At 62.0% G+C, this 11,060-nt stretch carries 13 protein-coding genes; 6 read left to right on the top strand and 7 right to left on the bottom strand.

Features of this window, described 5'->3' with window-relative positions; translation table 11 throughout:
- Positions 1-296, top strand: a 296-nt coding sequence (locus tag PSTU_RS0114340) for a putative PEP-binding protein (RefSeq protein WP_029404796.1), incomplete at its 5' end; no start/stop codon positions are given.
- Here the strand turns inward: PSTU_RS0114340 and PSTU_RS0114335 are convergent.
- Positions 293-1,072, bottom strand: a complete 780-nt coding sequence (locus PSTU_RS0114335; RefSeq protein ID WP_019341719.1) for an NRDE family protein — start codon at positions 1,070-1,072, stop codon at positions 293-295. The genes PSTU_RS0114340 and PSTU_RS0114335 overlap by 4 nt on opposite strands.
- Positions 1,073-1,239: 167 nt before the next feature.
- On the opposite strand from PSTU_RS0114335, the gene PSTU_RS0114330 reads away from it, so the two are divergent.
- From PSTU_RS0114330 to PSTU_RS0114315, 4 genes are all read left to right on the top strand, one after another.
- Positions 1,240-2,022, top strand: coding sequence for a sulfite exporter TauE/SafE family protein (locus tag PSTU_RS0114330; RefSeq protein WP_019341718.1), 783 nt, complete (start codon positions 1,240-1,242; stop codon positions 2,020-2,022).
- A gap of 10 nt (positions 2,023-2,032) precedes the next feature.
- On the top strand, positions 2,033-2,833 hold the full coding sequence (gene lgt, locus PSTU_RS0114325) for a prolipoprotein diacylglyceryl transferase (protein ID WP_019341717.1): 801 nt from the start codon (positions 2,033-2,035) through the stop codon (positions 2,831-2,833).
- Positions 2,834-2,941: 108 nt separating this feature from the next.
- Positions 2,942-3,736 (top strand): thymidylate synthase, encoded by a 795-nt coding sequence (locus PSTU_RS0114320; RefSeq protein ID WP_019341716.1) that lies wholly within the window; start codon positions 2,942-2,944, stop codon positions 3,734-3,736.
- A 90-nt stretch (positions 3,737-3,826) separates the two neighbouring features.
- Positions 3,827-4,597 carry a ParA family protein gene (locus PSTU_RS0114315; RefSeq protein WP_019341715.1) on the top strand — a complete coding sequence of 257 codons (771 nt, stop codon included), beginning with the start codon at positions 3,827-3,829 and terminating at the stop codon, positions 4,595-4,597.
- Between the two features lies 1 nt (position 4,598).
- Here PSTU_RS0114315 and PSTU_RS0114310 read toward each other — a convergent pair whose 3' ends face one another.
- The 6 genes from PSTU_RS0114310 to PSTU_RS0114285 form a co-directional block, all read right to left on the bottom strand.
- The gene (locus PSTU_RS0114310) at positions 4,599-5,582 is read right to left on the bottom strand and encodes a branched-chain amino acid ABC transporter permease (protein ID WP_019341714.1); all 984 of its coding nucleotides are present in this window, start codon (positions 5,580-5,582) and stop codon (positions 4,599-4,601) included.
- Between the two features lies 1 nt (position 5,583).
- Positions 5,584-6,471, bottom strand: coding sequence for a branched-chain amino acid ABC transporter permease (locus PSTU_RS0114305; RefSeq protein ID WP_019341713.1), 888 nt, complete (start codon positions 6,469-6,471; stop codon positions 5,584-5,586).
- Positions 6,471-7,181, bottom strand: a complete 711-nt coding sequence (locus PSTU_RS0114300; protein WP_019341712.1) for an ABC transporter ATP-binding protein — start codon at positions 7,179-7,181, stop codon at positions 6,471-6,473. The genes PSTU_RS0114305 and PSTU_RS0114300 overlap by 1 nt, the downstream gene beginning before the upstream one ends.
- On the bottom strand, positions 7,174-7,986 hold the full coding sequence (locus PSTU_RS0114295; RefSeq protein ID WP_019341711.1) for an ATP-binding cassette domain-containing protein: 813 nt from the start codon (positions 7,984-7,986) through the stop codon (positions 7,174-7,176). The genes PSTU_RS0114300 and PSTU_RS0114295 overlap by 8 nt, the downstream gene beginning before the upstream one ends.
- Positions 7,987-7,988: 2 nt before the next feature.
- Entirely contained in the window at positions 7,989-9,194 is a 1,206-nt protein-coding gene (locus PSTU_RS0114290) for an ABC transporter substrate-binding protein (protein WP_019341710.1), read from the bottom strand.
- Positions 9,195-9,647: 453 nt separating this feature from the next.
- Positions 9,648-10,442, bottom strand: a complete 795-nt coding sequence (locus tag PSTU_RS0114285) for a universal stress protein (protein ID WP_019341709.1) — start codon at positions 10,440-10,442, stop codon at positions 9,648-9,650.
- Positions 10,443-10,617: 175 nt separating this feature from the next.
- Here PSTU_RS0114285 and PSTU_RS0114280 point away from each other — a divergent pair.
- Positions 10,618-11,060: response regulator (locus PSTU_RS0114280; RefSeq protein ID WP_019341708.1), on the top strand; the 443-nt coding region annotated here is incomplete at its 3' end.

The raw sequence follows: 11,060 nt of genomic DNA, 5'->3' as shown, positions 1-11,060 counted from the left end.
GGGTCGTTCGCGAGGCGCACGACGAAGGCAAGCCAGTGAGCATCTGCGGTGAGATGGCTGGCGATCCGAGTGCTTCCATCCTGTTGCTGGCGATGGGCTTCGATAGCCTGTCGATGAACGCCACGAACCTGCCAAAGGTCAAGTGGATGCTGCGTCAGATCAGCTCGGTCACTGCGCGTGAGCTGTTGGCCAAGGTGATGAAGATGGATAGCCCGCAGGTCATCCAGGCCACTGTGCAGCTGACGCTGCGCAATCTGGGGCTGGACCGCATGGTTAATCCGTCTGCTGCGATCTAACCCGACACCTTTGCGGGCTCAGTTGTCGTCGGCGGCAGGTCTATCTCTGTTTCACCGGTCACACCCTTCGCGTCGAAACGACGCTCGGTCATGCTCATGGAACCGTCCGCGCGGCGGACCAATAGGGTGATGGCGCGGGTGCCATAGTCCGGGCTGGCGATGAACGCGCTCGACAGCAGCTTTTCCATCTCGAACGAGATTCCTGTCGCGGGCAGTTCAGCATCCGCAGCGCGTTGTGAATCGCTCATGATCTCCAGCAACTGGGCGCGCTCTGGCGCACCGAGGCAGGCCTGCAGGGCGGAACGGGTACGCAGCAGCTTTGGCCAGGGCGTATCCAGGGCTGCGTTGGAAAGGCCGTAGACGCCCGGCGTTAGAGGGCGAGGTGTCCCTTCCTCGGAGTTGAGATACCAGAGTTCAGTGAGATTCCCGACCAGCAGGTTGAAGCCGGAAAACTGATCGAGACGGTGGGTCAGTTCCTCCAGATAGAGTGCGGGGGTGTGCGTGCCGCGGAGGAAGCGTTCGGGCAGCTCACCTCGCGAGCGTTCGCCGGCAGGGGAGCCGGGCGCACGGATATTGGTCAGCGCAGCGAAGCGCCCATCCGTAGTCACACCCAGCCAGGTGCCGCCGGCCTGCAGGTCGCGACCGGCTACGACCTGTGGTGCGTCATCCCAGCGCGCCAGCGGCAGGCTGGGGCGTGCATGAAACTCGTCACGGTTGGCCGCGACGATCAACGGCAATGCATGGCCGGGGCGCCAGGCAAATACGATCAAACACATAGGAACCCAGAGAAAACGCTGAAGGCTGGAGGCTAGACGAAAAAGCCGCCGATATGCCAGCCCGGCGCAGCGGCAGGCTCGGATGGCGCGTCCGCGGAGCCTTCCAGCCGGCAGCCTCAGGCCGGTTTTTTGCGCTAACATGCCGCTTTGCTTTTCAGGATGCTCCGATGGAATTCGCGCTCTATCTGCTTCTCGGCGGATTCGCTGGTGTTCTGGCGGGGCTGTTCGGCGTTGGCGGTGGCATGATCATCGTTCCGGTCCTGGTGTTCAGCTTTACAGCGCAGGGATTCGACCCACAGATTCTTACCCATCTGGCCGTTGGCACGTCCCTGGCAACCATTGTCTTTACCTCGCTGAACTCGATCCTGGCGCACCATCGCAAAGGCGCTGTGCAGTGGCCGATAGTGCGCTGGATGACGCTGGGAATCCTGCTTGGCGCAGCGCTGGGAAGCCTGACCGCAGCGCAGATCCAGGGACCGATGCTGCAAAGGATCATCGGTGTATTCGCCATCGCCATGGCCGTGCAGATGGGCTTTTCCCTGCGCCCCAAGGCCAGTGCCGGTGTGCCGGGCAGACCTGTTCTGACCGTTGCAGGGGTCGTGATCGGTTGGGCTTCAGCCATTTTTGGAATCGGCGGCGGCTCGTTGACCGTCCCTTTTCTCAGCTGGCGCAGCGTACCAATACAGCAGGCGGTGGGCACCTCCGCAGCGTGCGGCTTGCCGATTGCCCTCGCCGGGGCATTGAGCTTCACCGTTGTCGGCTGGCAGGATGCGCAGCTGCCTGAGTGGAGCCTTGGTTACGTTTACCTGCCTGCGCTGGTGGGCGTCGCAATCACCAGCATGTTCTTTGCCCGGATCGGCGCCAGTCTGGCGCACCGATTATCCGCTTTGATGCTGCGGCGCTTGTTCGCGCTGCTGCTGTTGAGCGTGGGTATCAACTTCTTGATCTGAGGAAACCCGGATGCTGCCTTATCCGCAGATAGACCCTGTTGCCGTATCGCTGGGCCCGCTGCAAATCCATTGGTACGGCCTGATGTACCTGATCGGCATCGGCGGGGCCTGGTTGCTGGCGTCCCGTCGGTTGCACCGCTTCGATCCCACCTGGGACAAGGACAAGCTTTCCGATCTGGTGTTCTGGGTGGCCATGGGCGTGATCGTTGGTGGACGGCTGGGCTACGTGCTGTTCTATGACTTGGCTTCCTACCTCAACGATCCGACGCTGATCTTCCAGGTGTGGAAGGGTGGCATGTCGTTTCATGGCGGTCTGCTTGGTGTACTGCTGTGTACCTGGATATTCGCCCGGCGCAACGGCAAGAAGTTCTTCGAGCTGATGGATTTCATCGCACCCTTCGTGCCCATCGGACTGGGTGCCGGGCGCATCGGCAACTTCATCAACGCCGAACTCTGGGGCAAGGCGACCGATGTGCCCTGGGCCATGGTGTTTCCGACCGATCCACAGCAGCTGGCGCGGCACCCGTCGCAGCTTTACCAGTTCGCCCTGGAAGGTGTGGCCCTGTTCATCATTCTCTGGCTCTATTCGAGCAAGCCGCGGCCGACCATGGCCGTCTCCGGTCTGTTCGCGGTGTGCTATGGCATCTTCCGCTTCATTGTCGAGTTCGTTCGCGTGCCCGACGCCCAGCTTGGCTACCTGGCGTTTGGCTGGCTGACCATGGGCCAAGTCCTGTGCGTCCCGATGATCCTGATCGGTCTCGGCATGATTGCCTGGGGCTACCGTCACGAGCCGGTAAAGGCGGCCGCCTGATCGCACACCGTCGGGCTTCGTCGCCAAGAGGGCGACAAGCCGGACGCCGGCTTTTACTATTTGCAGGATTCCTTTCACCGCGCTCCGGCGCCCGCTTCGAGCCCATTGATGAAACAGTATCTCGACCTGATGCGCCATGTGCGCGAGCACGGCACCTTCAAGAGCGATCGCACCGGCACTGGCACCTACAGCGTGTTTGGTCACCAGATGCGCTTCGACCTGGCCGACGGTTTTCCGCTGGTGACGACCAAGAAGTGCCACCTGAAATCCATCATTCATGAACTGCTGTGGTTCCTTCAGGGCGATACGAATATCAAATACCTGCAGGAAAACGGGGTGCGCATCTGGGACGAGTGGGCAGACGAGAACGGCGAGCTCGGCCCGGTCTACGGCTACCAGTGGCGCAATTGGCCGGCGCCTAACGGCGAATCGGTCGACCAGATCAGCAAACTGGTAGAGATGATCAAGAAAAACCCGGATTCGCGGCGCCTGATCGTGTCCGCCTGGAACCCGGCGCTGGTCGATGAGATGGCGCTGCCGCCGTGCCACGCGCTGTTCCAGTTCTATGTCGCGGACAACAAGCTCAGCTGCCAGCTCTACCAGCGCTCGGCTGACATCTTTCTCGGTGTGCCTTTCAACATCGCCAGCTATGCACTGCTGACGTTGATGGTGGCCCAGGTGTGCGACCTGCAGCCGGGCGAGTTCATCTGGAGCGGTGGCGATTGTCACCTCTATGCCAATCACCTGGAGCAGGCTGACCTGCAGCTGGCCCGCGAGCCGCTGCCGCTACCGACCATGAAGCTCAACCCAGAGGTGAAGGATCTGTTCGCCTTCCGCTTCGAGGACTTCGAGCTGGTGGGTTACGAAGCCCATCCGCACATCAAGGCGCCCGTGGCGGTGTGATGGACTTTGGTCGGGTTTGTCTCGCGTGGTAACCCTGCTGTCATATTTGCCGTATAGACTCGACCACCCAGGGATTTTTGAGGCTGTGGCATGCGCAGGGTCGTGTTCAATCAGAAGGGGGGCGTCGGAAAGTCCAGCATTGCCTGTAATCTGGCGGCAGTGAGCGCGGCGCAGGGTTATCGCACGCTGGTGATCGACCTCGATGCGCAGGCCAACTCCAGCCACTACCTCACAGGCTTGACCGGCGACGAACTGCCGACAGGCATCGCCGATTACTTTAAGCAGATCCTGGCCGGTGGGCCGGCGGGAAAAAAAGCCCGCCCACCGATCACCGAAACCCGTTTCGAGAATCTGCATCTGATCACGGCGACCGCCGAGCTTGCTGATCTGCAGCCGAAGCTCGAGGCGAAGCACAAGATCAACAAGCTGCGAAAGCTGTTGAACACCCTCTCCGAAGAATACGAACGCATCTATCTGGACACGCCGCCGGCGCTGAACTTCTTTACCGTGTCGGCGCTGATCGCCGCAGACCGCTGCCTGATTCCCTTCGACTGCGACAGCTTCTCGCGCCAGGCGCTGTACAGCCTGCTCGATGAAATCGAGGAGCTGCAGGAGGACCATAACGAAGGCCTTGAAGTCGAAGGCATCGTGGTCAACCAGTTTCAACCTCGTGCTGCATTGCCGCAGCAGATGATTGACGAGCTGCTCGCCGAGGGTCTACCGGTGCTGCCCGTGCACCTGATGAGTTCGGTGCGGATGCGCGAATCGCATCAGGTCTGCACACCACTCATCCATTTTGACTCGCGCCACAAGCTGACCCAGCAGTTCATCGAGCTGCACGGGCATCTGGAAGGCAACTGAATCAGTCTTTCCGGGACTGCTCGACCCGCCGACCGAGACGCGTGGCATAGAGTTCGCCGACGATGCCGCGACGGAAGATCAGCACGCAGACCATGAAGATGATGCCGGTGAGCAGCGTGACCGGCAGCTCGGACGTCGCGAAGTAGTTGCCGAGACCGGTCACCAGCGCCGCGCCGAACACCGGTCCCACCAGCGTGCCGATGCCGCCCAGCAGCGTCATCAGTACCACCTCGCCGGACATCTGCCAGCTGACGTCGGTGAGCGTGGCGAATTGAAATACCATCGCTTTCAATCCGCCGGCCAGCCCGGCCAGCGCCGCCGACATGACGAATGCGCCGAGCTTGTAGCGCGTCACCGAATAGCCTAGCGAGATGGCGCGGCTTTCGTTCTCGCGGATCGACTTGAGGATCATGCCGAACGGCGAATTGACGATCCGCCAGATCGCCAGCATTCCCAGCAGGAACACGCTGAGTACGAAGAAATACATGTGCAGCGGTTCTTTCAGGTCGATCAGGCCGAACAGGTGACCACGGGGGATGCCCTGTATGCCGTCCTCGCCATGGGTGAACGGAGCCTGCAGGCAGAAAAAGAAAAACATCTGCGACAGCGCCAGGGTGATCATCGTCGAGTAGATGCCCTGTCGTCGGATCGCCAGAAAGCCGATCACCAGTCCGAGCACCGCGGCGCCGAACACGCCGACCAGGATGCCCAGCTCTGGGGTCAGCCCCCATTCCTTGACCGCATGGGCAGTGAAGTAGGCGGCGCCGCCAAAGAACGCAGCGTGACCGAACGAAAGGATGCCCGTGTAGCCCAGCAGCAGGTTGAAGGCGCAGGCAAACAGGGCAAAGCACATCACCTTCATCAGAAACACGGGATAGAAGTGCAGCGGCGCCAGAACCAGCGCGGCGACGCCGAGCAGGATCAGGATGGTTTCGGCATTCCAGCGCCTGCGCGTCGTGGTCGGGTTTGCGGTTGCATGCTGCATGTCAGCCATCCCTCCCCATAAGGCCCGCCGGACGCACGAGCAAGACAATCGCCATCACCACGAAAATCACGATATTCGAGGCTTCGGGGTAGAACACCTTGGTCAGTCCTTCTAGAACGCCGAGCATATAGCCGGTGATGATCGAACCGAGGATCGACCCCATCCCGCCGACCACCACGACGGCGAAGACGACGATGATCAGGTTCGATCCCATCAGCGGACTGACCTGATAGATCGGCGCCGCAAGAATGCCCGCCAGCCCCGCCAGGCCAGCGCCCAGGCCATAGGTGAAGGTCAGCAACAGCGGCACGTTGATACCGAAGGTACGCACCAGCGTCGGGTTTTCCGTGGCGGCGCGCAGGTAGGCGCCGAGCTTGGTTTTCTCGATGAGCAGCCAGGTGCTCAGGCAGATGATCAGCGACGCCACCACCACCCAGGCGCGGTATTTGGGCAGGAACATGAAGCCCAGGTTGTAGCCGCCCGATAGCAGATCGGGCACGGCGTAAGGCTGGCCTGAAGAGCCGTAGTAGTAGCGGAAGGCGCCTTCCAGCGCGAGGGCCAGGCCAAAGGTGAATAACAGGCTGTAGAGATGATCGAGGTTGTACAACCGCGACAGCGCGAAGCGTTCTATTCCGGCGCCGGCGAGCCCGACAATAAGCGGCGCGAGAATCAATGCCGGCCAGTAACCGATGCCGAGCACCGCCAGCAGCAGGTAGCCGGCGAAGGCGCCCATCATGTACTGCGCGCCGTGAGCGAAATTGATCACTTTGAGCAGGCCAAAGATGATCGCCAGGCCGAGGCTGAGCATGGCGTAGAAGGAGCCGTTGATCAGCCCGATCAGCAGTTGGCCGAGGAAGGCCTGGATAGGTACGCCGAAAATCGCCGTCATCAGACCCCCAGGGTTTCGTTGAGAATGGTCATGCGGTCAGGCAGCTCATCGACGTGGAAGCTGTCAACGATCCGTCCGTGGTCGACCAGGTAGAAACGATCCGCGACCTTGCTGGCGAAGCGGAAATTCTGCTCCACCAGCAGGATGGTCATGCCGCGCTCCTTGAGGGCCAGCAGCACATCGCCGATGCGCTGGACGATCACCGGGGCCAGGCCTTCGGTGGGTTCGTCGAGAAGCAGTAGCTTCGCGCCGGTGCGCAGGATCCGGGCAATCGCCAGCATCTGTTGCTCGCCACCGGAAAGCTTGGTACCCGGGCTGTTGCGCCGCTCCTTGAGGTTGGGAAACAGCTGGTAGATTTCTTCGGTGCTCATGCCGCCTTTGGCAATGATCGGCGGCAGGGTGAGGTTCTCGTCCACGGTCAGGGAGGCAAAGATTCCACGCTCCTCGGGCACGAAGCCCATACCGGTGTGGGCGGTGCGGTGCAGCGGGACGCGCATCATGTCGCGTCCATCGAAGTGAATCGAACCGCTGCGCTTGCGGATGATGCCCATGATCGAGCGCAGCGCCGTGGTCTTGCCCACGCCGTTGCGGCCGAGCAGGGTCACGGTTTCGCCTTGGTGCACATCCAGATCGATGCCATGCAGGGCATGGCTTTCGCCATACCAGGCGTTCAGTTCGCGAACGCTCAGCAATGCGGTAGCCTCAGTCATCTTCCGTCCCCATGTAGGCTTCACGCACGCGGGCGTCCTGGCTCACGGTCTGGTAATCACCCGAGGTGAGGATTTCTCCTCGCTGCAGCACCGTGACTTCATCGCACAGATCGGCAACCACCTTGAGGTTGTGTTCCACCATCAGGATGGCCCTGTCACGGGCGACCTCACGGATCAGCTCGGAGACGATGTGTACGTCTTCATGGCCCATCCCGGCCATCGGCTCGTCCAGCAGCAATACCTTCGGGTCCAGCGCCAAGGTGGTCGCGATCTCCAGGACGCGTTTGCGCCCGTAGGACAGGTCTGCGGCGGGGCTCTGCCAGGCGTCCTGCAGGCCCACTGACTCGATCAGCGCCATGGCGCGCTCGTTGAGCCGGTTCAGCGAGCGCAGCGGCAACCAGAATTGCGTCGCCAGCCCACCGGGTCGCTGCAGCGCCACCCGCACGTTTTCCAGAACGCTCAGGTGTGGAAATACCGCAGAAATCTGGAATGACCGCACCAGCCCCATGCGCGCCACCTTGGCCGGGTCGCCGCGGGTGATGTCGTGATCGAGCAGGCAGATGGTGCCGCTCGAAGGTTGCAGGAACTTGGTGAGAAGATTGAACACCGTGGTCTTGCCGGCGCCGTTGGGTCCGATCAGCGCGTGGACCCGGGCGTGATGTACGTCCAGATCGACGTTGTTCACCGCCACGAAGCCGCCGAAATCGCGACGCAGCCCGCGCGCCGAGAGCACGACGCGCGACTGGTCGTCGGTGTTCGGGGGCGCCGCGGCGCCCCCTGCGATGCTGCTACTGCTGGTCGCCATGCTTATTGCTTGGCCAGGTCGCAGCCGCTTTCAGCTGGCTTGAGGTACGCCTCGTCTCCCGGAACGGTGGCGAGCACCTTGTAGTAGTCCCAGGCTTGCTTGCTTTCTTCCGGCTTCTTCACTTCCATCAGATAGACGTCACTGATCAGACGCCCGTTGGCGCCGACCTTGGCGTTGCGCGCGAACATGTCGTCCACCGGCATCTCGTGCATGGCCTTGGCGACGGCTTCGGTCTCGTCGGTACCGACCTTGTCGATGGCCTTGAGGTACTGCATGACGCCCGAGTAGGTGCCGGCGTGGACCATGTTCGGCATCCGTCCGGTGCGCTTGAAGAAGCGCTGCGCGAACTCGCGGGACTTGTCGTCCCGGCCCCAGTAGTAACTTTCCGTCAGCGTCAGGCCTTGTGCGGCTTTCAGGCCCAGCCCGTGCACCTCGGATAGGGTGAAGAGCAACGCCGCCAGTCGCTGCCCACTGGCGACGATGCCGAACTCGGCGGCCTGCTTGATCGCGTTGGCGGTATCCAGCCCCGCATTGGCCAGGCCGATCACCTCAGCGCCGGATGCCTGCGCTTGCAGCAGGAAGGAGGAATAGTCGTTCGTCGCCAACGGATGGCGCACCGAGCCCTTGATTTCGCCGCCCTTGTTTTTCACAAACTCGCTGGTCTGCTCTTCGAGCGAATAGCCGAACGCGTAGTCGGCGGTGAGGAAGTACCAGCTGTCGCCGCCCTGGGAAACCAGTGCGCCACCGGTGCCAACCGCCAGCGCGTGGGTGTCATAGGCCCAGTGGAAGCCGTAGGGTGAGCATTGTTTGCCGGTGAGCTCGGTGGTGGCGGCACCGGTTACCAGGTCGATCTTCTTCTTGTCCTTGGATATCCCCTGGACGGCCAATGCGACGGAGGACGTGGTCAGTTCCATGATCGAGTCGACCTCTTCTCGGTCGTACCATTGCCGGGCGATGTTCGAGGCGATGTCCGGTTTGTTCTGGTGGTCGGCGGTCACGATTTCGATCGGCGCGCCTTGCACGGTCCCGCCGAAGTCCTCGGCTGCCATCTTTGCCGCCTCGTAGGACCATTTGCCGCCAAAGTCGGCGTAGACCCCCGATTGATCGTTCAGGATGCCGATCTTCACCTTTCCATCGGATATTTCTGCGGCTACGGCCGGAAGGGCTGCGGCGCTCAGTGCTGCCGTTGCAATTGCCAGAAGCTTCATCGCTTATCTCCTTGCTGGGGTCGACCGCTTACAGCACGGCACGTGGTCTTTGCCACGAGCTGAACGGTTCGGTGGGTACTGGGTGTTGCTTGTTCGGTCTGCGGACGTGTTGGCCTGAGCGCGTTGCCGGAGCGGTACGAGGGCAGGTAGATCGCTGGCGAGGCATCCATGCGCCTGGCTGAATTGGGCTATGCAAAGCGAACGTGGAAGACCGCTTTCGTGCCGGGCGGGCACGGGTCGTCGATGGCCCCGAAAGCTGCGTAGTCACCTGACCTGGCATGTGGTTCGTCTTGTTATTGTTCGTAGAACTAAACGTAGCAGGGGTTTGCGCAGGCGCAACCGCGTCGAGTGCGAAGGCGGCGTGGTGAGTGGGCGTTGTGCCGTCAGATTCGGCGTCTGAGCGGCCGGGCAGGTGCTTGGCGGAGGGGCGGCAACCCGCCGGTCAGAGCTGACTCAAGGAGCGATCAACACATCGCAGGGTGGTTGGTCGAGGTATTGCCGGGTCAGGCTGCCGAGCAGGGCGTTGCTTAGTTCGCTACGGCTGTGGCTGCCCAACGCAAGAAGTTGCGGTTGCAGCGCTGCGATGGCGGCGTCGAGGCAACTGCTGCGCTCACCGTAACGAAGGCTCGAATGAAGCCGCGCGCTGGTGTTGCGCAGGTCAGCGCGAAGGTCGCTGAGCAACTGATCGAACAGTTCGCGCTGCAGCGCCAGGTCAGGCTCGCTCGGCTGGTGCAGTTCGGCCATTTCGTAGACGTTCAGTGCCGTCAGATCGCTGGCAGTCGGCAACAGTTGCCACGCCGCCTGTAGCGCGCGGCTGGCGCAGTTGGAGTAATCCAACGCGGCCAGCGCCCGTGAGTAGGGCACTGCCGGCGCGACCGCCAGTAGCAGCGGTGCGGGGCAGTTCTGCAGTACTTGCTCCAGTGTGGTACCGGCGAATCCCTGCGGCGACTGGCGGTGATGACGGCCCATCACCAGCAAGTCGATTTCCAGCCCGGCGGCCTGGGTAATAATTTCCTCGGCGGCACGGCCTCTACGGATCCAGGGCTGCAGCTGGGCAAGGCCGTGGCGCTCAAGCGCCGTCTGCAGATAAGTCTGGGCGTTCTGTTGCTCTGTCGCGCCCGGTTCGCCGGCCAGAACATGCAGCACGCTCAGGCGTGCCCCGGTCTGCTGCGCCAATTGCGCTGCGCGGCTCAAGGCCAGATCGGCGTCGGGGCTGAGATCGTGGGCGACGAGAATATGCTGAACCATGGCGGCCTCGCGATTGCTGAGCGGAATACCTGCAGTATGCCGGGCAGATCCAGGCGTTGTCCTGATCGGGAGCAGACAGACGCCTTGCATACGGCTGGGTGTTGCTTTGGTCTGGAATGCTTTTTTCGTTGGGCTGCTAACGCTATGCTGGCGGCCATTCAAGCAGGAGCGAGTGATGAGCAAGGTCAGTGTGCTGGTGGTGGATGACGCGCCCTTCATTCGGGATTTGATCAAGAAGGGGTTGCGTAGCCACTTCCCGGGGATTCGTATCGAGGACGCTGTGAACGGGCGCAAGGCCCAGCAGATGCTCGACCGCGATTCGTTCGACCTGATCCTCTGTGATTGGGAGATGCCGGAAATGTCCGGCCTCGAGCTGCTCACCTGGTGCCGCGCTCAGGAAAAGCTCAAAGCCACCCCGTTCATCATGGTCACCAGCCGTGGCGACAAGGAAAATGTGGTCCAGGCGATTCAGTCCGGCGTGTCCGACTTCATCGGCAAGCCATTCTCCAACGAGCAATTGACCACCAAGGTGCGCAAGGCGCTCGGCAGGGCTGGCAAGCTCGGCGCGCTGGCGGCCAGTGCACCGGCGCGGCCGACCAACACCGGCATGGCCAACGA

The sequence above is a fragment of the Stutzerimonas stutzeri SDM-LAC genome, assembly GCF_000235745.1.
Lineage (GTDB): Bacteria > Pseudomonadota > Gammaproteobacteria > Pseudomonadales > Pseudomonadaceae > Stutzerimonas > Stutzerimonas stutzeri_H.
Note: the sequence above shows the minus strand (reverse complement) of the source record. Positions and strands in the feature narration are given on the sequence as shown.